The organism is Actinomadura sp. 6K520, assembly GCF_004349245.1.
Lineage (GTDB): Bacteria > Actinomycetota > Actinomycetes > Streptosporangiales > Streptosporangiaceae > Spirillospora.
The window spans coordinates 1-23462 of sequence record NZ_SMLC01000119.1; the positions used below are offsets into that span (position 1 = coordinate 1).

The window sequence follows — 23462 nt, forward strand, 5'->3', positions numbered from 1 at the left end:
AGGCTGATGACCATGTCGTCCAGCCCGCCCGACGCCCGGCCGGCGCCCGGCCGGCGCTTGTCCGTGGCCGGGGTGGGCGCACCGGGGGCCGTACTTACGGCGGAGTGCCGGGAACCCGTAGTCTCGGGGGACGGACATCCGGTGGCTGGCGGAGCGCCAGAGAGAAGGCCCTCTCGGGGGGCCGGAAGAGGAAGTGCACCGTGGAACCCGGTGGTCAGCTGAACATGCAGGAACTCCTCCAGCAGGCGCAGGCCATGCAGGAGCAGCTTTTCAACGCGCAGCGCGAACTCGCGGAGGCGGAGGTGAACGGCACCGCCGGCGGCGGGCTCGTCACCGCGACGGTCAACGGGCAGGGCGAGGTCACGGGCCTGTCGATCGACCCGAAGGTCATCGACGCCGACGACCCGGCCGACACGGCGGAGACCATCGCCGACCTGGTACTCGCCGCCATCCGTGACGCCGGCCGTGAGGCGCAGCGGCTGCAGCAGGAGAAGATGGGACCGCTCGCCGAAGGTCTCGGCGGCGCAGGCGGCATCCCCGGCCTCGGCGGAAGCGGAGGCGGCGGAGGCGGCGGGCTGCCCGGCGGTTTCCCCGGCCTCGGCGGCGGCACCGGCTCGGGCGCCTGAGCGGCCGGTAGAGAGAAAGGAGGGGTCCGTTGTACGAAGGGGTGGTCCAGAACCTCATCGACGAGCTGGGCAGGCTGCCCGGCGTCGGCCCCAAGAGCGCGCAGCGGATCGCCTTCCACCTCCTCTCCGCCGACCCCGCGGACGTTGAACGTCTCGGCAAGGCGCTCAAAGAGGTCAAGGACAAGGTCCGCTTCTGCGGGACGTGCGGCAACGTCGCGGAAGAGGAGGAATGCCGGATCTGCCGTGACACGCGCCGCGACCCCCACGTCATCTGCGTCGTGGAGGAGTCCAAGGACGTCGTCGCGATCGAGAAGACCCGCGAGTTCCGGGGCCGCTACCACGTGCTCGGCGGCGCGATCAGCCCCATCGAGGGCGTCGGCCCCGACGACCTGCGCATCCGCGAGCTGATGCAGCGGCTCGCGGACGGGGCGGTGACCGAGCTGATCCTCGCCACCGACCCCAACCTGGAAGGCGAGGCGACGGCGACGTATCTCGCCCGGCTCGTCAAGCCCATGGGCCTCACCGTCACCCGTCTGGCCAGCGGCCTGCCGGTGGGTGGCGACCTCGAGTACGCCGACGAGGTGACGCTGGGCCGCGCATTCGAAGGACGGAGGCTGCTCGATGTCTGACACCAACAGCCCGCAGGACTGGAACGCCCTCGCCGAACGCGTGGCGTGCCATGTCGACAACTACCTGAGCGGCTTGGAGGCCGTCGCCCGCGGTGACGGCGGCACCCACACGATCCCGCTGCTCCTCCTGGAGGTGTCGCAGGTCATCCTGGCGGGCGCACAGCTCGGCGCCAGCGCCGACGTGATCCTGCCCGACAACTGGGAGCCCGAGATCGGCGACGACCCCGACCTCGACGCCGTCCGGCAGGGCCTCCGCGACCGGCTCGTGGCCCTCGACGAGTACGTCGAGGTCTTCGACCCCTACAAGGACACCGAGCCCACCTCGTACCGCCTGTCGGACGACCTGGTCGACGTCGCGAGCGACCTCGTCCACGGCCTGCGCCACTACCAGCAGGACCGTCCCCTGGAGGCCCTCTGGTGGTGGCAGTACTCGTACTTCAACCACTGGGGCAACCACGCCGGCGCGGCACTGCGCGCCCTGCACGCCTTCGTCGCGAACGCCCGCCTGAACGTGGCCCCGGAGGCCGCGACCGCCTAGCCCGCGAGCAAGAGCCGAAACCACCGGCCGCAACCGCCGGCTCTCAGCTCGGCCGCCTTCTCGGCGTCCGGGCCGATCTGCCCGCCCGGCTCCGAGTCCCACACGTACGCGTTGACGGCCATCAACGCTCCCATCAGCTCCCTCACGGGGCCTCGGGCGCGACGGACCACCGGGCCCGGCGAGCCGGACCCGCGCATCCGGGACGTCACCGCGCTGCTGCTCACCGAGACCTACCGCACCGTCACGGCCGCGGAGGCCGCCGCCACCTGCGGACTGTCCACGTCGCGGTTCCTGCGCCTGTTCAAGGCGCACACCGGGACGACCTTCCGGCGCTACCGGCTCTGGGCCCGGATGCTGGCCGCGGGACGGGTGATCGGCGCCGGCGGGGACCTCACGAGCGCCGCGGCGGAGGCGGGGTTCGCGACCCCCTCCCACTTCAGCGACGCGTTCCACCGGATGTTCGGGCTTCAGCCCGGCCGGCTCCTGGGCACCGGCGTCGCCATCGTGACCGCCGACCGGCCCTCGGCCTGATCGACGCCACCGCGCCGGGCGGGGACCGCCCCTCCGGGAGTTCGGGACGGGCGCCGTGGCCGCCGCATCGCAGGACTGCCACCTCAGGTGCGTCCGGCGGCGGACCCGGGGCGCCGCAGGTCCGGTGCGGCGCCCCGCTGCCGATCGGCGGGTCAGGCGCTGATGAGGGTGCCGGCGTTCTGGAAGGCGCCGGTCAGGACCCGGCCGACCTCGTCGAGCTTCTTGCGGACCTTCGCGACGCCGATGGCCCCGCCGGACATGCCGGTCGTGGCGAGGCCGAGGTCGACGACCAGGGTGCCGTCCTGCTGCGGGTGGAGGAGCACGCGGTACTTGTAGTGGGTGCCGAACGCGCCGAGGAGCAGCGCCTTGGTGCGCGAGCCCTTCTCGATGATGCAGTCTCCGGCGTTCTCCCAGGTGAACCGGAAGCCCTCGGCCTGGAGCACCTGCTCCAACATGGGACGGACCTGGTCGGGTGTACCGGTCACGTGAAGCTTGACGGAATCGGCCATGACGCTCCTTGCGTTCGGGGGGTGGGTGCGGCTGCTCGACCGTCGAAGCAACAGGACGACCTGCGGTGGCCCATGCGCCGGGGACGAAGCGGAGAAGAGCATATTCCGGTCACCACCCGGATGCCCGTGAGTTTTCCCTGATAGGCATGGGCAGGACGTGACGCCGGCCAGCCGCACCCGTCTCCCGGAGGGCGTCAGCGGAGGGCGGTGAGGGCCTCGCGGGCGATGGAGTCGCGTTCGGCGGCCTCCCGCTCCGCCGCCTCCTTCTCGGCCCGGACGCGGGCGTCGTAGGCGGCGCGGGCGGCGGCGATGGCGTTCTGGTGCTCCTCCGTCCAGGCGACCAGCGAGCGGATCGTCTCGTGCAGGGTCGCCCCCATGGGGGTGAGCGCGTAGTCCACGCGCGGCGGGACGGTCGGGTGGACGGTCCGGCTGACCAGCCCGTCCCGCTCCAGATGCCGCAGGGTCCTGGCGAGCATCCGCTGGCTGATGCCGTCGATCCGGCGGCGCAGCTCGGTGAACCGCAGCGAGCGCTGGTCCAGGAGCGCGATGACGAGCAGCGACCACTTGTCGGCGATGCGGTCGAGGATCTGCCGGACCTCGCAGTCGTTGCGCGTGTCCCACTGCTGGACGGCCTCGTCGGCGGCGGTATCCCCGCAGTAACCGGGGGACGCGAAAGTTCCGTCTTCCATGGTCTCCAATGGTGACTGACGATGCTGTCGGTAACAAGGGGGAACCGGCGCTCACGAGGGGAACCGGCCCTCTCCGGAGAGGAGCCGGCTCATGTCCACATCCGCTGCCCGTATGGACGGGCGTGCCTGGGCGCAGTTGCTCGTGCTGTGCGGCGCGGTCTTCCTGGAAGGGATCGACGTCGCGATGCTCAACATCGCGCTGCCGTCGATCCGGGCGGACCTCGGCCTGTCGACCGGGATGCTCAGCGGCGTCATCAGCGCCTACGTGCTGGGTTACGGCGGGTTCATGCTGCTGGGCGGACGCACCGCCGACCTGCTCGGCCACCGCCGCGTCTTCCTGTTCTGGCTGGTGGTCTTCCTGCTGTTCTCCGGGCTCGGCGGGTTCGCGACGAACGGCTGGATGCTGCTCGCCGCACGGTTCGTCACCGGTGTCGCGTCGGCGTTCATGGCCCCGGCGGGGCTCGCGCTCGTCACCGCCATGTTCCCGGCCGGGCCCGCCCGCACCAAGGCGCTCGGCGTCTACGCGGGCATCGCCTCGGGCGGCTTCGTGCTCGGTCTCGTCGCCGGCGGGCTGCTCACCTCGATCGGCTGGCGCTGGGTGTTCTTCGCGCCGGTGATCATGGCGGCGCTGCTGCTGGCCGCGGCGGTTCCGCTGGTGCAGGAGCCGGACCCGGCGGCGCGCCGCGGTGTCTCGGGGGGCTTCGACCTCATGGGCGCGTTCAGCATCACCGGAGCGATGATGCTGCTCGTGTACGGGGTCGTCCGGCTGGAACGTCCCGGCCATGACGTCGCGCTCACCGTGGCCGTCCTGCTGGGCGGCGCGGCGCTCCTCGGGGCGTTCGTGGCGATCGAGAACAGGGCCGCTCACCCGCTCGTCCGCCTCGGGATCCTCCGTTCGGCCGCGCTGGTGCGGACGAACCTGAGCGCGATGCTGTTCCTCGGCGCGTTCGCGGGCTTCCAGTTCCTGATGACGCTGTACCTGCAGGAACTCCGCGGCTGGACGACGTGGCAGACGGGCCTGGCCCTGCTGGTCGTCGGCATCGACGTCATCCTCGCGCCCACGCTTACGCCCCGCCTGGTGAACCGCTTCGGCAACGTGCGCGTCCTGCTGGGCGGACTCGTCCTGGCGGCCGTGGCGTACGGGCTGTTCCTGCCGGTCGGCCTGGACTGGGCCTACCCGACCATGTTCCCGATCATCGGGCTGCTGGGCCTGGCGTTCGCGCTGGTCTACGGCCCGCTGACGATGGCCGCCACGGAGGGGGTCGACGAGAGCGAGCACGGCGTCGCCGGCGGCCTCTTCTACACCGCGATCCAGTTCGGCATGGCGCTCGGCCTGTCCGCGGTCACCGCCGTCAAGGTGGCGGCGCTCAGCGGCGGATCACGGGAGGCGAACCTCGACGCCCTGCGGATCGCGCTGACGGTCCCCGTCGCCGCCGTCCTCGCAGCCGTCCTGATCATGGCGTTCGGCCTCCGGGTCCGCTCGCGCCGGACGGCCGAGCCCGCCCACGACCCCGTCAAGACCGCGGCGTAGCGGCACCGCCGACGACGGCCGATCGCCGGGGCGGCGCCGCACCGGCGATCGGCCCGTCCCGGCGCCGCCGGTGCGGCCACGCGGCGTCCGCACCGGTTACCTGCCCGTTATCCGTTTCGGTGTGCTCTGTAGACTCTCTGTTCGGTACGCCGATCCCGATCCGAGGAGCGCCCACCCGTGGCTCTTGTCGTGCAGAAGTACGGTGGCTCCTCCGTCGCCGACGCCGATGGCGTCAAGCGGGTCGCCCAGCGCATCGTCGCAACGAAGAAGGCGGGCAACGACGTGGTGGTCGTCGTCTCCGCCATGGGCGACACGACGGATGATCTCATCGATATGGCCAAGCAGGTCAGTCCCCTGCCGCCGGGCCGTGAGCTGGACATGCTGCTCACCGCCGGCGAGCGGATCTCCATGGCGCTGCTCGCCATGGCCATCGCGAACCTGGGCCACGAGGCCCGCTCGTTCACCGGCTCCCAGGCGGGCGTGATCACCGACGGCTCGCACGGGAAAGCCAAGATCATCGACGTGACGCCCGGCCGGATCAGGACGGCGCTGGACGAGGGCTCGATCTGCATCGTCGCCGGTTTCCAGGGTGTGTCGCAGAACACCAAGGACATCACCACGCTCGGCCGCGGCGGCTCCGACACCACCGCCGTCGCGCTGGCCGCGTCGCTGGACGCCGACGTCTGCGAGATCTACTCCGACGTCGACGGGGTCTTCACCGCCGACCCGCGCATCGTGCCCGCCGCCCGCAAGGTCCCGAAGATCTCCTACGAGGAGATGCTGGAGATGGCGGCGAACGGCGCGAAGATCCTGCATCTGCGCTGCGTCGAGTACGCGCGCCGGTACAACATCCCGATCCACGTGCGGTCCTCGTTCAGTCAGAAGGAGGGCACGTGGGTCGTCGACAGCAGCGACATCGAAGGACAGGACATGGAGCAGGCGATCATCTCCGGCGTCGCGCACGACCGGAGCGAGGCCAAGATCACGGTGGTGGGGGTGCCGGACAAGGTCGGTGAGGCCGCCGCGATCTTCAGCGTGCTGTCCGACGCCGAGATCAACATCGACATGATCGTGCAGAACGTGTCGGCCGCGTCCACCGGGCGCACCGACATCTCGTTCACGCTGCCGTCCACCGACGGGCAGAGCGCGCTGACCGCGCTGAACAAGCTGAAGGAGCAGATCGGGTTCGAGTCGCTCCGCTACGACGACCGGATCGGCAAGGTCTCGCTGATCGGCGCGGGCATGCGCTCGCACCCGGGCGTCACGGCCAAGCTGTTCTCGGCGATCGCCGACGCCGGGGTCAACATCGAGATGATCTCCACCTCGGAGATCCGCATCTCGGTCGTCGTCGCCCAGGACGACATCGACTCCGCCGTCGTCGCCGCCCACACGGCCTTCGACCTCGACTCCGAACAGGTCGAGGCCGTCGTCTACGGCGGCACCGGCCGCTGACCCACCAGGAGCCCGCGCGGGCCGGGGGCACCTCCCGCCCCGCGTGGCCTCCGCACGCCCTGGCCCGAACGGTCCTGGCATGCCCCGGTCCGCGCGACCTTGCGCGGCCGGGGCTCGCTCGATGGTCTGCAGGTCGTTGACCTGTGCTTTTGTGGGGAAAGTCTGCGGTCGGGCGTTGTGGTCGTCGGGCGCGGGTCCGCCGGTCGGCGGTCGGGGTGGCCGGCGGGCGCGGCGGGCCGCGTGGGGGGAGCCGGACGCCGTGGCGGGCTTAGGGTGGCATTCGTGACCGAGACGAAGGCCGTGAAGTCCGAGCAGACGCGGCGCCTGATCGTCGAGACGGCGCTGCGCCTGTTCCGGGAGCGCGGATACGAGGCGACGACGATGCGGGCGATCGCCAAGGAGGCGGGCGTCTCGGTCGGCAACGCCTACTACTACTTCGGGTCCAAGGAAGAGCTGATCCAGGCGTACTACGACGAGCTGCAGGACGAGCACGTCGCGGCCTGCCGGGCCGTCCTGGACGCCGAGACGGAGTTCGCGCCCCGGCTGCTCGGCGTGCTGAAGGCCCGGGTCGACACGATGGTCCCGTACCACGAGTTCGCCGGGAAGTTCTTCAAGTTCGCCGCCGAGCCGACCAGTCCGCTCAACCCGTTCAGCGCCGAGTCGGGTCCGGCGCGCGACTCGGCGGTGGCGATCTACCGCGAGGTCGTGGAGGGCTCCGACCTGAAGATCGACAGGGAGTTCCGGGCGGAGCTGCCCGAGCTGCTGTGGATCTACTCGATGGGCATCGTCCTGTACTGGGTGCACGACAGCTCGCCGGGCTGCCGCAAGACGTACCTGCTGGTGGAGCGGACCGTCCCGCTGGTCAACCGCATGGTGTCGATGTCGCGCATGCCGGGGTTCAAGTCGGTGACCCGGGAGCTCGTCGGGATCATCCGCGAGGTCCGCGCCTGACCGTCGCCCGGCGGCCGGGTCAGCGGAAGGTGATGTCCCAGTGGTCCTTCTCGCGGGCGAAGAGGGTGCCGCCGGGCGAGCGGTAGAGCCTGGCGCCGTCGCCGCGGACACCGGTGGACGGGTGCCGCTCGATCGCGCCGTCGACGCAGCGGCTCGGCGAGATGTCGGCCTTGTAGCCGTTCCAGTGGCTGTAGGTGCCGCCCGCGTGGCCGCGCTCGGTGCCGCCGGTGACGACGACGTCGCAGCCGCTCGACCTCGTGAAGCGGACCAGGCCCTTGATCGTCCCCCACCGGATGCCCTCGAACGACGTGCAGGTCCGGACCGTCCGGTCGGAGCAGCCGCCGGTCGAGCGCCAGCCGATGCCGTGCACGCGCAGGACCTCCGCGGCGAACCGGTGCCCCACGCGGCTCGACTTGGGAATGCCCTCCGGCAGAGTGGCCGGCTCCAGCGTTCCGGACGTGGCGGGGTCCGCCGGCGCGTTGTCCCGAGGTGGGGTGGTCGGCACCGGCCGGCCGGCGGTGGGGCCGGTGAGCGCCAGGGGCGGCCTGGGCTTCGTCGTGCGCCGGTCCGGAGGGCGTCCGGACCGGCGGAACGCCTGGTCGCTGGAGGCGGGGCGGCGGAGCGCCAGGAATTCGGCGGCGCGCGCCGGGGACGTCTTCGCCGCCGTGGCGGGCCGGCGCGGCGGACGTTTCTCGGCCGCGGACGCGCGCGGCGCCGTTACGGCGAGGGTCGTGGCGGCGGCGGCCAGGCCCGTCACCAGCGCCGCCATCCGGAACGCCGGGCCGTGCGGCTCGGGTTTTCGGCGGCCGAGGGCGAGCCGGACGAGCCCATGGACGCGCTGACGTTGTTTCACGTGAATCCCCCCGTCTGCGGTGGCCGCGCACCGGGGGGGCGAGCCGGCTCCTTACCGGCTCCTTGATCACTGACGGCCGGTCGGAGGCGTGCCCTGCCGCTGATCTTGTAAACGCCGGGGGCGGGCGGGTCCGCCGCCCGCCCCCGGGAAGATCACGACATACCTAGATGCTTGCCGGCAAAGCCGATCTCGGCGGCCATCTGGGTGATGCGCTCTTCGACGACGAGGGAGCCGTGCCCGGCGTCGTACCGGTACACCTCGTGCGGGTGGCCCCGCTCGTCCAGGCGTGCGAGGTAGTTGTCGATCTGCCGGATGGGGCAGCGCGGGTCGTTCTCCCCGGCGAGGACCAGCACGGGGGCCTTGACCTCCGAGACGTAGGTGATCGGGGACGACTCGCGGTAGCGGTCCGGGACCTGGGCCGGGGAGCCGCCGAACAGCGACCGGTCGAACGCCTGCAGCCCCTCCATCTCGTCCTCGTACGCGGCGACGTAGTCGGCGACGGGGACGGCGGCGACGCCGACGCTCCAGTCGTCCGGCTGCGTGCCGAGGCCGAGCAGGGTGAGGAACCCGCCCCACGACCCGCCCGTCAGCACGAGCCGCTCCGGGTCGGCGAGCCCGCTGGACACGGCCCAGTCGCGGACGGCCTTGATGTCCTCCAGTTCGGTGAGGCCGACGCGTCCCTCGATGGCGTCGCGCCACTCCGACCCGTAGCCCGTCGAGCCCCGGTAGTTGACGCGGACGACGGCGAACCCGTGGTCCACCCAGGCGGCGACCGTCGGCATGAACGAGTCGACGTCCTGCGCGGTGGGCCCGCCGTGGACGTCGAACACCGTCGGGAACGGACGGTCGCCCTCGGGCTTGCTGACCAGCGCGTGGATGCGGCCACCGGGGCCGTCCACCCACACGTCCTCGACGGGCACGGAGGGGGGAGCGGGCGGCCCGGGGGGCGTGAGCACGACCTCGCCGGACGTGGACCTGATCACCGGCGGCTCGGCGGCCGACGACCAGGAGTACTCGACCGTCCCGTCCGGGCGGACGTCGGCCCCGCCGATCACTCCGCGCGGCGTCTCGATCCCGGTCAGGCCCCCGTCCGCGAGGTCGTACCGGTACAGCTCGTCCCGGCCCTCGTGCGAGTGGGAGATCAGCAGCGCCGTCCCGTCCGGGTACCAGGCCGCGCCGATCTCGCCGGGGAGGTCGAGGACGATCTCCTGTTCGGTGCCGGTGACCGGGTCCCAGATGAGCATCTCGTCGCGGCCGCGCCGCTCGTGATTGACCAGAAGGCGCGAATCCCCTTCGACAGGGGCGAATCCGGCGGCGTGCACGCCCTTGCCGGCGCCGTCCCACAGGTCGGCGACCGTGCTGCCGTCCGGCCGCAGCACGCGCAGCGCCATGTGGCGGCTGTCGCCGTGCTCGCTGTGCCCGATCGCGATCAGGCTCTCGCCGCGGGACAGCGCGGCGACGTGCGCGTCCTCCGCGTGGTGGTAGAGCACCTCGGGCGCCGCGCCCGTCTGGCACAGGTGGATCGTGTTGCCCTCCTCCGTCGTCCGCCCGACGACGGCGAGGCCGGTGCGGCCCAGGCACAGCCCGGACGGGTACGACGGCTCCAGGTCCGGGACGGCGGGGACGCTCTCGGCCCCCTCCTCCGCGCCGAACGGCACGCGCTTCCAGACGCCGAACTCGTCGCCGTCCGTGTCGGCGAACCACCAGACCCATTCGCCGGACGGGTCGATGGTGCCGATCCATGTGCCGTTCGGGCGGTCGGTCACCTGGCGGCGCGCGCCGGTGTCACGATCCCACGTGTAGATCTCCCAGGTTCCGGTGACGTTCGACCGGTAGATGCTGTGGCTCGGGGCGTCTCTGGCCCATCGGGGCAGGCTCATTCCGGCGGCCCGGAATCTCGCCTTCCAGCGTTCGTCGTCGACCATCCCCCCAGTATCGCGGCCGACCGGACGTGCGGCGGAACCCCGGCGCCCGGGGCGTGCCCGCCGAGGGGCGCTCAGGGCGCGGTCAGGCGGCCGAGCAACTGGTCGATCGCGGTGCGGACCTGCCGGTCCATGGCGCGGGCGAAGCCCGCCTCCACGGTGACCTGCGCTCCGGGACGCAGCCGCGCGAGGGTCTCGGTCAGCTCGCCGAGGTCCTGCTCGTCGATGCGCCCGACGACATGCGTGGCGATCATCCGGAGGAACATCGCCGCGATGTCGTCCATGGTGCGCTGGAGTTCCAGCCCGGCCGACAGGATCTCCTCCAGCGGCACCCCGGCCTGGACGAGCGTCACCGTCGCCTCCAGCTGGCGGCGGCTCCAGTGGGTGACGCGGTCGCCGTCGATCTCGATGTGGCCCTGCGCGACGGCCCTTTCCACGGACTTCGCGTCGACCTGGCCCGGGAACAGCGCCGCCAGCTCGTCCAGCGTCATCGTCACCGGGACCTCGCGCGACCACGGCGTCGTGACGGCCTTCTCGACGCCGAGGACGGCGCCGATGTCGCGGCCCTGCTCCCATGCCGCGAGCAGCTCGCGGATGCCTTCGAGGGTGTGGCCGCGTTCCAGCAGGTTCGCGATCATGCGGAGCCGCGCGAGGTGGTCCGCGGAGTACAGCCCGATACGCCCCTCGCGGCGCGGGGGCGGCAGGAGCTTGCGCTCCTGGTAGTAGCGCAGCGTCCGCACCGGGACGCCCGCGGCCTGCGCGAGTTCGCCGATGCGGTACTCGCGGCCACCGCCGCCGGGGTGGCCGTCCTGGTCGTCCGTCGGCTCATCGCTCACGGCCGCCAGCATAGTTCGCGGCCGGAGCCGGTCACGTCCGGTGCCGTACGCGGGGAACGCTTTCGTCGGCTCCGTGCGTCAGAGCCACGCCAGTGACACCCTGTCGCTGACACGACCGTCGCGAGGAGAGGCCGAAGATGCCGAAGACACGTCCGGTGACCGTGGCGCTGACCGTTGTGGTCGCGGTGGCGGGCCTGACCGCGTGCGGTGGCGGCAAGAACCGGTGGTGCGAGCACGACGCGACCGACCAGCGGGTCAGCAACAGCTACTGCGAGCGCGGCGCGGCCGGGTACGAGTGGGAGTCGGACGGCGGCAAGAAGAAGATCAAGAAGTCGAAGAAGTCGCGGCACTGACCCCGGCCGCCGGCGGAGGTCGGCGGCGGGTCCGGGCGGGCGGTACCGCCTAGGTGACGCGGCGGTGGGTCATGGTCCTGCGTTGTCGGCGCCGGCGCTTCTCGTTCGCCGCTCGGGGGGCCTGCGCGGCCTCGGTGGCGAGCAGGTCGCGGAGCGAACGCGGGACGATGTCCTCGCGGCGGTCGGTGAACGGTGAACGCATCGGGCTTCCTCCCTGTTCGTGCGGTGGCTCCTGCTCGTGCGGTGGCCGGTGCCGCGGGACGGTCAGGCGGCGGTGAGGTCGCCGCGGTAGGTCTCGGACACGGTGGTCAGGGCCCAGCGCATCCGCGCGAGGTACGTCTCCGGGTGGTCGCCGGCCTCCTGGGCGACGATCGCGACGCAGGCGAGGCGGTCGCCGCCGCAGGCGCCGAGCCTGGCGTCGATGGCGGCGCGGACCTGCTCGGCGGAGGGACGGTCGGACTCCTGCAGCCCGCAGCAGAACAGGATCTCGGCCAGTTCGGAGGCCGTCAGCGAGGTGGGGGGCGTGTTCGACATCGTGTGCCTTCTTCCTGCGGAGGGGGCCTCGTCCCCCTGCTGCTTCATATGACTCTGCCCGCCTGGCGGACTAATCGCCATAAGGGAAAACCCCGAACCGAGGCCGGGGCGGTCCCCGGGGAGTCCCTTAGGACGGCTCCCCTGTGCGGGAATCGGATTATCAGGACGGAATGCTGCTTCCGCGGGTGCGCTGCCCGGTCTCGGGGCAGTGACCTGGGCGTTTGGATTCGGCTTGGTAGGGACTGTACCCCTGGAATCCGGTCTCGGGGGCGCACTCCGGCCGGAGGGCCGTTCCTGTTTAACGCATGTGTGTCCGAGGCTAATCCCGTCGTCCAAATCGGGCGGCGGTTGAACACGGCGCGCTCAGGTCACGGGGTCGGGGTCAAGATCCGGTGGCCCTCGGGGTTACGGCCTGTCCGTGGGCAGGGATACGGCCTGCGGGAACATGTCCTTCCAGGTTAGCCCCGGTATGCGAGTCCGTCGGCGAGCGCGTCCCGGAAGGCCCGCACCGCGGGGTGTGAGCCGCCTCCCCGGCGTGCGGCGGTGAACAGGCGGCGGGTCCGGTCCTGCGCCGGGAGCCGGACGACCGGCACCGCCGGCGGACGCCCCGACCACACGAGCCCCGGCAGCAGCGCGGCGGCGTGGCCGCGCTCGACCAGGCGCAGGTGCAGGAGCAGGTCGGTGGACTCGAACCGCACGTCCGGCTCGAACCCCGCCGCACGGCAGAGCCGCGTCGCCCACCGCCGCGACGCCGTGCCGGCCGGTTCCATGACCCACGGCGTCTCCGCCAGCTCCCGCAGCCCGGTGCCCCGCGGCGCCGGTTCGGGGAGGGCGAGGGAGATCTCGTCCGCGCCCAGCTCCGCGTACTCGATCCCGGCCGGGCGCGGGCTCGGGTCGCCCGGGTACTCCTCGGAGATGACCAGGTCGAAGTCCCGGGCGAGCAGCCCGGGGAGCGCGCTCTCGGGCTCCCGCTGGGTGATCTCGACGCGGAGCCGCGGGTGGGCGTCGCGGAGCGTGCTGAGCGCGTCCGGGACGAGCGCGAGCGCGGCCGTCTGGAACGCCGCGACGCGCAGGACCCCCGCGATGCCGCGCAGGGACGCGGCGAGGTCGGCCTCCGCGCGTTCGAGGCGCTCCAGCACGGCCTCGGTGTGCGCGACGAGGATCTCGGCCTGCGCCGTCAGCCGGACGCGCCGCCCCACCGGTTCGAGCAGCGGCACGCCGGCCTCCCTCTCCAGCACGGACAGCTGCTGCGAGATCGAGGACGGGCTGTAGGAGAGCGCCTCGGCGACGGCGGCGAGCGTCCCGCGGTGCTTCAGCTCGCGGAGCAGCCGGAGCCGGTGCAGGTCCAGCACGGGCGGCCTCCATCCATCGGTTGAGGTGACGATTATCGCTCGGAAACATTCGCTGGACCGATGAAAGGTGGCTGCGGGAGCGTGTCACGCATGGTCATGGCTCCCGCTTCGCCTGGTCTGTCGTTGTTCGCTCGGCCGCCGGCGCGGGCCTGGACGTGCCCGCCGGCTCCCGGGGACGTCGCGTCCTTTCATCGCGGGCTCCCCGGCTACGCCCCGACGCCGCTCGTCGAACTGCCGTCGCTCGCCGCGGAGCTGGGGGTCGGACGCCTGTTCGTGAAGGACGAGTCGGCGCGCCTCGGGCTGCCCGCGTTCAAGATCCTCGGGGCCTCGTGGGGCGTGCACCGGGCGCTCCGCGACCACTACGGGCTGCCGCCCGGCGCCCCGCTCGGGCGGCCGCGCGACGTCGCCGGCCCGCCGGTGCGGCTCGTCACCGCGACGGACGGCAACCACGGCCGGGCGGTCGCCGCGATGGCCCGCCTGCTGGGGCTCGCCGCGGACGTCCTCGTTCCGCGGGGCGGCGTCCACCCCGCGGCGGTGGCCGCGATCAAGGAGGAGGGCGCCGGGGTGACGGAGGTGCCGGCGCCCTACGACGAGGCGGTCCGGGTCGCGGCGGACGTGGCGGCCTCCGACCCGTCGGCCGTGCTCGTCCAGGACACCGCGTGGCCAGGGTACGAACGCGTCCCGCAGTGGATCGTGGACGGCTACTCCACCCTCTTCACCGAGATGGACGACCAACTCGCCTCGGCCGGGGCCGCCCCAGCGGGCCTTGTCGCCGTCCCAGCCGGGGTGGGGTCCCTGCTCCAGGCTGCTGTGACCCATTACAGGTCTGGACGGTCCGCGCCCACTTTGCTGTGCGTGGAGCCTGAGGCGGCCCCCTGCGTGCTGACCAGCCTGCACCACGACCGTCCGGTCACCGTCGAGACCGGTACGACGACCATGGCGGGGCTCAACTGCGCTACGCCGTCCAGCCTCGCCTGGCCCTACCTCCGCGCAGGCGTGGACGCGGCGGTAGCGGTCACCGACGCCGACGCCGCCCAGGCCGCCCACGACCTCATCTCCCTTGGTGTGCCGGCAGGGCCATGTGGTGCCGCATCCTTGGCGGGCGCACGCGCCGCTCTCGCCTCCCAACACCGCTCGGCCCTCGCGCCTGAGCACGCGGACACGATCGTCCTGCTGAGCACGGAAGGGACCACGGCCAACCCCGCCTGACGCGTCTCGGGCCGTTTGCGGAGATGGGGGAGGCAAATTGGCCTACGCGCCGGTAACATACCCGTACTCTCATTCGCGCTACCCGCTCGTCCCGGCCAACCTCCCGCTCCCGCCACCTGCCTCGTCGGCGCGGGCCGCCGCCCGCCAACGAAAGGGGGGACGACCATGAAGCCCGATCTGGAGCGGTTCCTCACCGCCCGCCTCGACGAGATCACCGCCGAGGTCGTCCACGAGATCAGCATCCGCGTGCCCGCCTACACGCACGTGCGGGCCGGCGCCGTGGGGACGCTCGTCCGCGACGCCGTGTCCGCCTACCTCGGCGCCCGCGACAAGGCCGCCGTGCTCGACTCGTTCCGCGTCCTCGGGGCCGGCGAGGCCCGCGCCGGGCACGACATCCACCACTTCGAGACCGCGATGCGCACCGGCGCCCGCGTCATCATCCGCCGGACGGCCAACGCCGCCGCCCGCCTCTACCCGCCCACCGCCGAGTACATCACCGTCATGGAGACCGCCTTCAGCGCCGAGCACGAGATCGTCAAGGCCGCGGTCGACGGCGCCCGCGCGACGGCCGTCACCGTGCGGGGCGCCTGAACGGCGCCAGGGCGCGGCGCTCGCCGCGCCGCACCCTGGAGGGTCGGTCGTCCGGGCTAGCTCGCGTGGACCGCCCTCTCGTTCGGGACGCAGTGGGTCATCTGCAGGCCGTTGACGTCCCGCGGGCCGTTCTTGCCGAGGTTCGAGAGCCGCTTCCGGTCCTCGTCGGTGAGGTCCTGGCTCGCGAGCGGCTCCAGGTGCTTGACGTCGTCGGGGCCGATGCCGAGGCCCTCACCGACCCGCAGCCCGAGGTCGTCCTCGACCATCAGCAGATGCCACACCATGCGCTCCTTGACGGGACGCGCGCACTCGGAGATCGCGGCGACGAAGTTGTGGACGAGGTCGTCGCGCTCCCAGTCCTCCATCAGCAGGTAGCGCTGGCCCGCCTGCTTGTAGTCGTTGGTCCGCTCGATGCGCTTGCGGGTCAGCCGGCCACTGATCTCGGGGCCCTGCTCGTCGTGCGCCGGGAACTGCCCCTCCCGCAGCCCGCCCGTGATGGACGGCTCGTAGTTCACGTGCGGGTTGTCGCCCGACGAATCGACGAAGTAGGTCATCTGCCCGTCGCGCTGGTTCGTCTTGACCTGCGCGCCCTTGGCCTGGTTGACGGGCAGCTGCAGGTAGTTCGGCCCCACCCGGTAGCGCTGCGTGTCGCTGTAGGAGAACGTCCGCCCGACGAGCATCTTGTCGTCGGAGAAGTCGAGGCCGTCCACCAGGACACCCGTGCCGAACGAGATCTGCTCGTTCTCGGCGAAGTTGTCCTCCACGTTCCTGTCGAGGACGATCCGCCCCACCGGCAGTGAGGGGAACTCGTTCTCCGGCCACGTCTTGGTGTCGTCGAGCGGGTCGAAGTCCAGCTCGGGGTGCTCGTGGTCGTCCATCATCTGGACGAGCAGCTCCCACTCCGGGAAGTCGCCGCGCTCGATGGCCTCGTGCAGGTCCTTGCTGGCGTGCCCCAGATCGTTGGCCTGGACCGCCGCCGCGTCGGCCTCCGTCATGCTCCGCACGCCCAGCTTCGGCATCCAGTGGTACTTGACGAGCTTCGTCTCGCCCGCCTCGTTCACCCACTTGTAGGTGTTCACGCCGAAACCCTGCATGTGCCGGTAGTCGGACGGGATGCCGCGCGGGCTGAACAGGTTGACCAGCATGTGCATCGACTCGGGGGTCTGCGACATGAAGTCGAAGATGCGCGCGGGTTCCTGGCGGAACGTCACCGGGTCCGGCTTGAGGGCGTGGATGACGTCGGGGAACTTGATGGCGTCGCGGATGAAGAACACCGCGAGGTTGTTCCCGACGAGGTCCCAGTTGCCGTCCTCGGTGTAGAACTTGATGGCGAAACCGCGCGGGTCCCGCGCCGTCTCGGCCGAATCGCGCCCGCCGATGACCGTGGAGAACCGCAGCGCGATCGGCGTCCGCTTGCCCTGCTCCTGGAACAGCTTCGCCCGGGTGTAGTTCGCGATCGGCTCGTCACCCCACTTCCCGTACGCCTCGAAGAAGCCGTACGACGTCTTGCCGCGGGCATGCACGACGCGCTCCGGGATGCGCTCCCGGTCGAAGTGGCTGATCTTCTCCAGGAACTGGTAGTTCTCCAGCGTCGCCGGGCCGCGGGACCCCACGGTGCGCTGGTTCTGGTTGTCGTAGACCGGGTGGCCCTGCCGATTGGTCAGCACCGGACGCTCGTCCCCCGGTTGCGATCCCTTGCTCGAAACGTCGGTCACGACAAGCTCTCCTCTCGCTGTTTCAGGGGGTCGCTCCGCTCTCGGCGGGATCGACGGCTGCGCACCGCCGGACACACCGGACGAAAAGACTCGGTGACGCCCTACCCGAGAGAAGCGCAAGTAACATCCGCGTCCAGGTAAACCGTCCTGCAGCCCGCCCACCCGTGGACCGCCCCTGACCAGCGGGAAGGCGGCCTTCGCTCGGCGCCGGTCAGCCGAGGCGGCGGAACACCGGGGACGGCGGCGGGAGCCGGTCGCCGGCGCACTGGCGTGCGACGCGGTCGGCGGCGTCGGGCAGGAAGGGCGCCAGGTTCCCGGCGACGGCCCGGCAGGCGTCCACCAGCTCGGCGAGGACGGCGTCCAGCCGCGGATCTTCGGCCTTCGCCAGTTCCCAGGGCCGCACCCGGTTGATGTGGCGATTGGCCTGGTCGACGATGTCCCAGACCGCGGTGGTGGCGCGGCGGAAGTCGTAGTCGTCCAGCGCCGCGCTGGCGAGCGCCGGTGCTTCCCGGCACACCTCGTCCAGCTCACCGGGGCCTTCGCGGGCGGGAACGACGCCGTCCCGGTACCGGTGGACCATCGACACGACCCGGTTGACCAGGTTCCCGAGCCCGTTGGCCAGTTCGTCGTCGGCGCGGGCGACGAGCCGCTCGGCGGTGAAGTCGGCGTCCCCGGCCTTCGGGACCTCCCGGAGCAGCCACCACCGGACGGCGTCCACGCCGTACTCCCGCACGAGGGCGACGGGGTCGACGGTGCCGCCGCCGGACTTGCTGATCTTCCGCCCGCCGGCGGTGAGGTAGCCGTGCACCAGGATCTCGTCCGGCAGCGGCAGCCCGGCGGACAGCAGCATCGCCGGCCAGTAGACCGCGTGGAACCGCAGCACGCCCTTCCCGGCGAGATGGACGCGGCGGACGTCCCCCGCCCACCATCGCCGATAGTCGGCACCGTCCTGCCCGTAGCCGAGTGCGGTGATGTAGTTTCCCAGCGCGTCCCACCACACGTAGATGACCTGTCCGGGGTCGTCCGGCACCGGGATTCCCCAGCCGCGGGCACGCTCCGTCGACCGGGAAACGGAGAAGTCGGCGAGCCCGCCTGCGATGAACGAGAGCACCTCGTTGCGCCGCTCGGGTGGTTCAATGCGCAGTTCGCCGCGGCCGATGAGGTCGTGCAACTTCTCCGCGTACCGGGACAGGCGGAAGAACCAGTTCTCCTCCGAGACCCGCTGCGGGACGGTGCCGTGTTCGGGGCATCGCCCTTCGATGAGCTCGTCCTCGCCGTAGAACTGCTCGCAGCCGACGCAGTAGAGCCCTTCGTAGTGCCGGCGGTACAGGTCGCCGGAGTCGGCGCAGGCACGCCACAGCCGTTCCACTCCTGTGCGGTGGCGGGGGTCGCGGCTGGTGCGGATGACGTCGTCCACCGACAGGGACAACGGACCGGCCAGCCCGACGAACTCCTCGGCGAGCCGGTCGACGAACTCCTGGACGTGCTCGCCGGCGGCTTCGGCGGCCAGGACGTTCTTCAGCGAGTTGTCGTCCGTCCCCGCCTGGAATCGGACGGCCTCGGTGCGGCGTCCATGCCGGGCGAGCACATCCGCCTGGACGAGTTCCAGCGCGAACCCCAGATGCGGGCGCGCATTGACGTACGGAATCGTCGTGGTGATGTAAGTACTCAAGGGAGCCTCCAGGGAATCGGGGCCCCACAACGAGAAAAGGCCCCGCGAACAGGGCCTCGAAGAACGTCCAGCGTCAGCGACCCCGCGAGCGGGGCATCATCGCCTGACCGGTGAACGTCCTCATGGACCCGAGTCTAGCCGCCGCGCCCCGCCGCACACCCGGCCGGATCTTGCCAGTATTTGTTGGCAAGATGGCGTGACTTCCGTGGCCTGCACGTTCAGACTCGGGCGCATGAAGAAACTGAGGATGGCCGTGGGTGCCGTGGCACTGTTCGGCGCGCTGACCCTGACCGCAGTCCCGGCGCAGGCGTCACCGGAGCCCGAGCGTGTGATTCCGGAGAGCGTCATCCAGCAACTCCCTGCCCCGCTCCAGGCCGAGGTGAGGGAGAACCCGGGCGACATTGGGTGGGACGACAACGGCCCCTACATCGTCTGGGGCAACATGCCCTGCCGCATCCACCTCTTCCTCCCGTGGGAGTGGGCGTGGGCCTGGGGCACGGGCCCCTGCTGGTTCTAACCCGCTCGGACGGTCAGGTCGTCCACAAAACGGGCCACCGGGCCGAAGGCCACGAGCCCGCTCCCGGCACCGGCGAGTTCCCCGGCGGCCGGCGCGAGAGCGTCCCGGGCACGCGCCATCGTCCCGCGGTCGTCCAGGGCCATCGCCGCCTGGGCGAGGAGACACCACAGGGCCTCGAACAGCAGGTCGCGGGGCGGGTCCGGTGCCTTGCGCAGCGCCGCGGCGGCCTCGGGCGGACGCCGCTTCGCCAGCAGGACCAGGGGGCGGGCCCAAGGCTCGTAAGGCCCCCAGTCGGTGTGCGGCTCCGTCTGCGCGGGCCGCCCCGCCCTCAAGCGCAGGGAAAGGTGCGCCAGCGCGGGCAGCCCGGCCGCAAGCCCCGGCATGCCCGAACCGTCCAGCCGCGCGATGGCGTCCCGGTAGGCGGCCTCGACCTCCTCCGGCGCCCGGTCGTCGGACGCGGCGAGCCGCAGCGCGCGGTACCAGCTGGTGAACACGCCGACCAGGGGCCGCTCGTGGCGCTCGGCCAGACGATCCGCCGCTGCCGCGTGCTCGCCGGCCGCTGCGAAGTCGGCGAGCGCGCTCCGGGCCTGCATCCGGACGAGGTGGCCCAGCACGAGGTAGTTGTGCAGGTCATGCCGGACGGAGAGGTCGACCAGCTCGGCCCCGATCTCGTCGCGAAGCGGCGCCAGCCCCGCCCGGTGGAACGCCTGCATGAACACGCCGTTCAGCGTGAACGCCAGCAGCGCGGGATCGTCCAGGCCGCGGGCGATCCGCTCCGCCTCCGCGGCCGCCGCACGGGCGCGGCCGGTCCGGGTCCCGCGCGACTCCAGCGCGATCGTGGCCAGCAGGCGTGCCCGCGCCGCCCCCGACCCGCCGCCCGGAAGCCCGGCGAGGGCGCGTTCGGCCGCCGCCACGACCTCGGCGGCCTGCCGCGGATCGTCCGACCGCGTCCAGATCGCCGGGACGTCGTACGCGCCGATCAGCCGCGCGGTCAGTTCCGCGTCGCCGAGCCGCTCCGCCGCCGCGATGGCCGCCATCCGCTGCCCGCGCGCCGCCTCCAGCCCGCCGCCACCGGTCACCGCGAGATTGCGCAGGATGCCGACCGTCGACTCCAGCCGCGCCCGCGAACCCGAGGCCACGGTGCGGTCATAGGCGGCGGCCGCCTCCGCCCACACCTGCGACGCCGCGTCCGGGTCTTCCTGGCGAAGGATGTTCTCCTCCAGGCGACGCAATGCCGGGCTTGGGTCGATGCCCAGTTGCTCTACCAGCAATGCCCGTGCTCGTTGGAGGACTGCCAGTGCGTCGCCTTGGCGGTCCGTGCGGTACAGCGCGAGAGCCAGGAGGCGCCACGCGTCCTCACGCCAGGGATGCTCGGCGACGTGCGCGTCCAGATCCGGTACGGCGTCGGCTGCGAGCCCCAGCTCAAGCTTCGCCTCGGCCCGGCGTTCGACGGCGCGCAAGCGGAGTTCGGTCAGACGTGACCGTTCCGCACGGGCCCAATCCTCGTCGGCGAACTCGGCATAGGCCGGACCGCGCCACCATCCCAGCGCCTCGTCCAGCCCCTTGAGCGTCTCCTTCGGCGGGCGCGCCGCGGCACCCACGACCTGCTCGAAGCGCCAGGCGTCGACCGCGTCCGCGCGCAGCGCGTATCCCGGGCCTTCGGTGACCAGGAGCCGGGACGGCGCCCGCGGTGGACGTTCGGGCTCCAGCGCCCGGCGCAACGCGGCCACGAACGTCCTGACGGCGCCCACCGCGTCCGCCGGCGGAACCGGCCACAGATCGTCAACGAGCCGCGTCACCGGGACGACACGGCGGCGGGCGATGATGAGCCGGGCCAGCACGGCCCGATGCTTGGGCCCCTTGAGAAGAAGCTCGTCGCCGGAGCCGTCCCAGGCCGTCACCGGCCCCAACACTCCGAAAACGACGTCCACGCAAGCCACGCTATAGCGCGCTCATCGGATGCTCATCCACGTCCACCAGCCTTGGGACCATGCTCAACGGATTCGACTACAAGCGCGTCCCTGTCGCCGAGGATGTCTCCCTCAACGTGGCGGTCGCAGGCACCGGCGCACCAATCGTTCTCCTGCACGGCTTCCCGCAAACCCACCTGATATGGCGTCACGTGGCGGCCGACCTTGCGTCCGACCACACCGTCATCTGCCCCGACCTACGCGGATACGGAGACAGCGACAAGCCCGCCGACGACTACTCCAAGCGCACCATGGCCGCGGACATCGTCTCCCTGGCCCGAGCCCTAGGCCACGACCAATTCGCCCTTGCCGGACATGACCGCGGAGCCCTCGTCGCCTTCCGCGCCGGACTCGACCACCCCGACACGGTGACCCACCTCGCCTGCCTCGACATCCTCCCGACGCTGGACATGTGGGACGCGATGCACGGCGTGACCGCAGCAGTCGGCTTCCACCTCTACCTGATGGCCCAGCCGCCAGGGCTGCCCGAACAGCTGATCGCCGGCGCCCCCGACGCCTTCTTCGGCCACTTCCTCGACCTGTGGACGAACGACCCGGCCGCGATCCCGCTCGATGCCCGGGCCGCCTACCTCGACGCCTGCCGCAACGCGATCCCGTCGATCGTCGCCGACTACCGCGCGTCCGCGGGCATCGACATCGAACACGACCGGGCCGACCGAGACGCAGGCAACCGGCTGCAGATGCCCGTGACCGTCCTTCAGCAGGACTGGGGAGCCGCCCTGGGCTACGACGCCGCCGCCCTATGGCGCGCCTGGGCCGCCGACCTGGACCACGCCACCGTCCCCTACGGCCACTTCATGCCCGAAGAGGCCCCGACTGAAGTGACCAAGGTCCTCAGGACGCTGCTGACTCGCGGCGTTCAGCGCGAATCATGACCGGCTCGGACGCCGTTCCCCTGATCACCACGGCGGCCCCCAGCGCGCGGGCCTCCTCGTCCGGCGCCTCGACCTGCCCCACAACACCGACCTGGGCCCCGTCCTCGACGACCCCCTCATACAGCCGGATGCGGCACGTCGCCGGGGAGCCGTTGTGGTAGCCGCCGGAACGCAACAGCACATCGACCCAGGGGACCTTGTCGAGCGTCGTCACCGGCGCCTCGTAGTCCTGCGGCACCGAGACACGTCCACCCGTCCCTCTGACCAGCGCGATCCCGCTGCCGTCGTCCACCAGGAAGTCGACCGCCTGCCCGAAGCGATGCGTCCCGTCCGACCCGTCCGAACTGGGGACGATCGCCAGTCGCCGCGCCACATAAGTACGCCCGCTGGCCTCACTCACGGGGACGGACCCAACCGCGACGGCCCGCCCGGCAAGCCGGCACACGCCCGATTCCGCCGTCGCCACCGTCGACAGGGGCGTCCTCGCGAACACACGGTTCACCGAGAAGCCCAGCCGCCGGTACACCAGCACGAGCGCACCGGCTGAAACGGCGATCAGCAGTAGGACAAGGACGACGTCCATGAGATCTCCCAGGGGGCGCGCGGCCCGCACGCCGCATCCTGCCGGGAAATCCCATCCACCACCAGGGTCCGAATACCGGTGATATCAACCCTCTACCAGGGCGGGCCACCCTGAGTCGCCGCCCATACCCACACGTAGATGACGAACGGCCGGACATTTCGCCCCGCAACCCCACGGCCCGGCAAACAGTCGCCTACTGGCCGAAGTAGATCTCGAACCCCCGCGCGATCGAGTCGGCCATGCGCTGCCGGAACGAGGCACTGGCCATCTTGGCCGCGTCCGCGGGGTTGTTCATGTTGCCGGTCTCGATGAACGCGGTCGGCACCTTGGCCAGGTTGAGCCCACCGAGATCATCGCGCCGATCGAGACCGTTCTCCCCGATGTAGGTCGAGTAGGGCATCCCGGTGCCGGACCGATACGCATCGCGGATCGCCCGCCCCAGCCGTACGGAATCGTCCACGATCCCCGCGTTCTCACCCACGGCCACCGGCACGATGACGTGGAACCCGCGCCCGGAGGCCGGCCCACCGTCCCCATGAAGCGACACCGCCGCATCGGCCCCGACGCGTCCTCCGGTAGCCGCCCGCTCCGTGATGCACGGCCCGACCCCGTCGTCGCTCTCCCGCGTGAACCTGACCTCGGCCCCCTCGTCCCGCAGCACCTTCGCCAGCCGATTGGCCAGATCCCAGGTGAAGGCGTGCTCGCGGTACCCGTCCGCCGTCGTGGTCCCGGTCGTATCACAAGCCTTACGCCCGTTCCCTACGGAGACCTGCTTGTTGATCCGCTCCGGATGGTCGGCATTCCGCCCGTTGTGCCCCGGATCAACCACGATCAATTTCCCCTGAACCCCCGCGGCGGTCTGTTCGCCCGTGGGAGTCGGCCGCGCCTGCACCTTCCACGCCAACTCATAGGACGGGCTCTGCTGCCTGGCGCTGAGCTGTTCGCGATGGATGGGACGCAGGAGCAGAGAGCCGACAGTCGCCACGGGCCCGCCCTCGGCATC

At 71.6% G+C, this 23462-nt stretch carries 26 protein-coding genes; 12 read left to right on the plus strand and 14 right to left on the minus strand.

Annotated elements, in window-relative coordinates; genetic code table 11:
• Window positions 1–200 precede the first annotated feature (200 nt).
• From E1289_RS26130 to E1289_RS26140, 3 genes are read left to right on the plus strand one after another with little or no spacing between them, the layout of a single operon-like run.
• Complete coding sequence (locus tag E1289_RS26130) at window positions 201–626, plus strand: YbaB/EbfC family nucleoid-associated protein (protein ID WP_131984678.1); 426 nt, start codon at window positions 201–203, stop codon at window positions 624–626.
• 29 nt (window positions 627–655) lie between these two features.
• Window positions 656–1255 (plus strand): recombination mediator RecR, encoded by a 600-nt coding sequence (recR, locus tag E1289_RS26135; RefSeq protein WP_131984680.1) that lies wholly within the window; start codon window positions 656–658, stop codon window positions 1253–1255.
• On the plus strand, window positions 1248–1793 hold the full coding sequence (locus tag E1289_RS26140) for a DUF5063 domain-containing protein (protein ID WP_131984682.1): 546 nt from the start codon (window positions 1248–1250) through the stop codon (window positions 1791–1793). The genes recR and E1289_RS26140 overlap by 8 nt, the downstream gene beginning before the upstream one ends.
• On the opposite strand, the gene E1289_RS40200 is transcribed toward E1289_RS26140, so the two are convergent.
• Window positions 1790–1915 carry a hypothetical protein gene (locus E1289_RS40200; RefSeq protein WP_279487730.1) on the minus strand — a complete coding sequence of 42 codons (126 nt, stop codon included), beginning with the start codon at window positions 1913–1915 and terminating at the stop codon, window positions 1790–1792. The genes E1289_RS26140 and E1289_RS40200 overlap by 4 nt on opposite strands.
• Here E1289_RS40200 and E1289_RS26145 point away from each other — a divergent pair.
• Window positions 1905–2324 carry an AraC family transcriptional regulator gene (locus E1289_RS26145; protein WP_207929151.1) on the plus strand — a complete coding sequence of 140 codons (420 nt, stop codon included), beginning with the start codon at window positions 1905–1907 and terminating at the stop codon, window positions 2322–2324. The two genes, E1289_RS40200 and E1289_RS26145, sit on opposite strands and share 11 nt — an antisense overlap.
• 152 nt (window positions 2325–2476) lie before the next feature.
• Here E1289_RS26145 and E1289_RS26150 read toward each other — a convergent pair whose 3' ends face one another.
• Entirely contained in the window at window positions 2477–2833 is a 357-nt protein-coding gene (locus tag E1289_RS26150) for a hypothetical protein (protein WP_131984686.1), read from the minus strand.
• 194 nt (window positions 2834–3027) lie between these two features.
• Window positions 3028–3522, minus strand: a complete 495-nt coding sequence (locus E1289_RS26155; RefSeq protein ID WP_131984688.1) for a helix-turn-helix domain-containing protein — start codon at window positions 3520–3522, stop codon at window positions 3028–3030.
• Window positions 3523–3613: 91 nt separating this feature from the next.
• Here E1289_RS26155 and E1289_RS26160 point away from each other — a divergent pair, with 91 nt between their 5' ends.
• The 3 genes from E1289_RS26160 to E1289_RS26170 all read left to right on the plus strand — a co-directional run bounded on the left by E1289_RS26160 (window position 3614) and on the right by E1289_RS26170 (window position 7456).
• The gene (locus E1289_RS26160) at window positions 3614–5053 is read left to right on the plus strand and encodes an MFS transporter (RefSeq protein WP_207929152.1); all 1440 of its coding nucleotides are present in this window, start codon (window positions 3614–3616) and stop codon (window positions 5051–5053) included.
• A 177-nt stretch (window positions 5054–5230) separates the two neighbouring features.
• Window positions 5231–6505 (plus strand): aspartate kinase, encoded by a 1275-nt coding sequence (locus E1289_RS26165; RefSeq protein WP_131984690.1) that lies wholly within the window; start codon window positions 5231–5233, stop codon window positions 6503–6505.
• Window positions 6506–6787: 282 nt separating this feature from the next.
• Window positions 6788–7456 (plus strand): TetR family transcriptional regulator, encoded by a 669-nt coding sequence (locus tag E1289_RS26170; RefSeq protein WP_131984692.1) that lies wholly within the window; start codon window positions 6788–6790, stop codon window positions 7454–7456.
• Window positions 7457–7475: 19 nt separating this feature from the next.
• Here the strand turns inward: E1289_RS26170 and E1289_RS39130 are convergent, their stop codons facing one another.
• The 3 genes from E1289_RS39130 to E1289_RS26185 form a co-directional block, all read right to left on the minus strand.
• Window positions 7476–8309: a hypothetical protein gene (locus tag E1289_RS39130; RefSeq protein WP_207929153.1), complete on the minus strand. Its 834-nt coding sequence runs from the start codon at window positions 8307–8309 to the stop codon at window positions 7476–7478.
• 152 nt (window positions 8310–8461) lie between these two features.
• A complete protein-coding gene (locus tag E1289_RS26180) occupies window positions 8462–10234 on the minus strand; it encodes a prolyl oligopeptidase family serine peptidase (protein ID WP_131984694.1) in 1773 nt (590 codons plus the stop codon).
• 71 nt (window positions 10235–10305) lie between these two features.
• The gene (locus tag E1289_RS26185; protein WP_243713153.1) at window positions 10306–11067 is read right to left on the minus strand and encodes a MerR family transcriptional regulator; all 762 of its coding nucleotides are present in this window, start codon (window positions 11065–11067) and stop codon (window positions 10306–10308) included.
• A gap of 137 nt (window positions 11068–11204) precedes the next feature.
• Here E1289_RS26185 and E1289_RS26190 point away from each other — a divergent pair, with 137 nt between their 5' ends.
• The gene (locus E1289_RS26190; RefSeq protein WP_131984698.1) at window positions 11205–11420 is read left to right on the plus strand and encodes a hypothetical protein; all 216 of its coding nucleotides are present in this window, start codon (window positions 11205–11207) and stop codon (window positions 11418–11420) included.
• Window positions 11421–11469: 49 nt separating this feature from the next.
• Here E1289_RS26190 and E1289_RS38400 read toward each other — a convergent pair whose 3' ends face one another.
• The 3 genes from E1289_RS38400 to E1289_RS26200 form a co-directional block, all read right to left on the minus strand.
• On the minus strand, window positions 11470–11622 hold the full coding sequence (locus tag E1289_RS38400; RefSeq protein ID WP_165970618.1) for a hypothetical protein: 153 nt from the start codon (window positions 11620–11622) through the stop codon (window positions 11470–11472).
• A 62-nt stretch (window positions 11623–11684) separates the two neighbouring features.
• Complete coding sequence (locus E1289_RS26195; protein ID WP_131984700.1) at window positions 11685–11954, minus strand: hypothetical protein; 270 nt, start codon at window positions 11952–11954, stop codon at window positions 11685–11687.
• A 458-nt stretch (window positions 11955–12412) separates the two neighbouring features.
• Window positions 12413–13306: a LysR family transcriptional regulator gene (locus E1289_RS26200; RefSeq protein WP_131984702.1), complete on the minus strand. Its 894-nt coding sequence runs from the start codon at window positions 13304–13306 to the stop codon at window positions 12413–12415.
• 123 nt (window positions 13307–13429) lie between these two features.
• Between E1289_RS26200 and E1289_RS26205 the strand changes: the two genes are divergently transcribed.
• Together E1289_RS26205 and E1289_RS26210 are read left to right on the plus strand one after the other, a co-directional pair.
• On the plus strand, window positions 13430–14515 hold the full coding sequence (locus tag E1289_RS26205; RefSeq protein ID WP_243713154.1) for a pyridoxal-phosphate dependent enzyme: 1086 nt from the start codon (window positions 13430–13432) through the stop codon (window positions 14513–14515).
• A 165-nt stretch (window positions 14516–14680) separates the two neighbouring features.
• A complete protein-coding gene (locus E1289_RS26210) occupies window positions 14681–15106 on the plus strand; it encodes a hypothetical protein (RefSeq protein WP_131984704.1) in 426 nt (141 codons plus the stop codon).
• Between the two features lie 56 nt (window positions 15107–15162).
• On the opposite strand, the gene E1289_RS26215 is transcribed toward E1289_RS26210, so the two are convergent.
• A complete protein-coding gene (locus E1289_RS26215; RefSeq protein ID WP_131984706.1) occupies window positions 15163–16821 on the minus strand; it encodes a catalase in 1659 nt (552 codons plus the stop codon).
• Between the two features lie 211 nt (window positions 16822–17032).
• Window positions 17033–18493, minus strand: a complete 1461-nt coding sequence (locus E1289_RS26220; protein WP_207929154.1) for a methionine--tRNA ligase — start codon at window positions 18491–18493, stop codon at window positions 17033–17035.
• Window positions 18494–18725: 232 nt separating this feature from the next.
• On the opposite strand from E1289_RS26220, the gene E1289_RS26225 reads away from it, so the two are divergent.
• A complete protein-coding gene (locus tag E1289_RS26225) occupies window positions 18726–19010 on the plus strand; it encodes a hypothetical protein (RefSeq protein WP_131984708.1) in 285 nt (94 codons plus the stop codon).
• Here the strand turns inward: E1289_RS26225 and E1289_RS26230 are convergent.
• Window positions 19007–20941: a BTAD domain-containing putative transcriptional regulator gene (locus tag E1289_RS26230; RefSeq protein ID WP_131984710.1), complete on the minus strand. Its 1935-nt coding sequence runs from the start codon at window positions 20939–20941 to the stop codon at window positions 19007–19009. The two genes, E1289_RS26225 and E1289_RS26230, sit on opposite strands and share 4 nt — an antisense overlap.
• A 59-nt stretch (window positions 20942–21000) precedes the next feature.
• Between E1289_RS26230 and E1289_RS26235 the strand changes: the two genes are divergently transcribed.
• Complete coding sequence (locus tag E1289_RS26235) at window positions 21001–21876, plus strand: alpha/beta hydrolase (protein ID WP_131984712.1); 876 nt, start codon at window positions 21001–21003, stop codon at window positions 21874–21876.
• On the opposite strand, the gene E1289_RS26240 is transcribed toward E1289_RS26235, so the two are convergent.
• Window positions 21836–22459, minus strand: coding sequence for a hypothetical protein (locus E1289_RS26240; RefSeq protein WP_131984714.1), 624 nt, complete (start codon window positions 22457–22459; stop codon window positions 21836–21838). The two genes, E1289_RS26235 and E1289_RS26240, sit on opposite strands and share 41 nt — an antisense overlap.
• A 193-nt stretch (window positions 22460–22652) precedes the next feature.
• A partial coding sequence (locus E1289_RS26245; protein WP_131984716.1) for an N-acetylmuramoyl-L-alanine amidase occupies window positions 22653–23462 on the minus strand: 810 nt, incomplete at its 5' end.

Coding starts and splice junctions, on each gene's coding strand:
- E1289_RS26160 (WP_207929152.1), top strand. CDS start 3,614: ATGTCCACATCCGCTGCCCGTATGGACGGGCGTGCCTGGGCGCAGTTG.
- E1289_RS26150 (WP_131984686.1), bottom strand. CDS start 2,833: ATGGCCGATTCCGTCAAGCTTCACGTGACCGGTACACCCGACCAGGTC.
- E1289_RS38400 (WP_165970618.1), bottom strand. CDS start 11,622: ATGCGTTCACCGTTCACCGACCGCCGCGAGGACATCGTCCCGCGTTCG.
- E1289_RS26225 (WP_131984708.1), top strand. CDS start 18,726: ATGAAGAAACTGAGGATGGCCGTGGGTGCCGTGGCACTGTTCGGCGCG.
- E1289_RS26210 (WP_131984704.1), top strand. CDS start 14,681: ATGAAGCCCGATCTGGAGCGGTTCCTCACCGCCCGCCTCGACGAGATC.
- E1289_RS26195 (WP_131984700.1), bottom strand. CDS start 11,954: ATGTCGAACACGCCCCCCACCTCGCTGACGGCCTCCGAACTGGCCGAG.
- E1289_RS40200 (WP_279487730.1), bottom strand. CDS start 1,915: ATGGCCGTCAACGCGTACGTGTGGGACTCGGAGCCGGGCGGGCAGATC.
- E1289_RS26240 (WP_131984714.1), bottom strand. CDS start 22,459: ATGGACGTCGTCCTTGTCCTACTGCTGATCGCCGTTTCAGCCGGTGCG.
- E1289_RS26190 (WP_131984698.1), top strand. CDS start 11,205: ATGCCGAAGACACGTCCGGTGACCGTGGCGCTGACCGTTGTGGTCGCG.
- E1289_RS26155 (WP_131984688.1), bottom strand. CDS start 3,522: ATGGAAGACGGAACTTTCGCGTCCCCCGGTTACTGCGGGGATACCGCC.
- E1289_RS26235 (WP_131984712.1), top strand. CDS start 21,001: ATGCTCAACGGATTCGACTACAAGCGCGTCCCTGTCGCCGAGGATGTC.
- E1289_RS26140 (WP_131984682.1), top strand. CDS start 1,248: ATGTCTGACACCAACAGCCCGCAGGACTGGAACGCCCTCGCCGAACGC.
- E1289_RS26180 (WP_131984694.1), bottom strand. CDS start 10,234: ATGGTCGACGACGAACGCTGGAAGGCGAGATTCCGGGCCGCCGGAATG.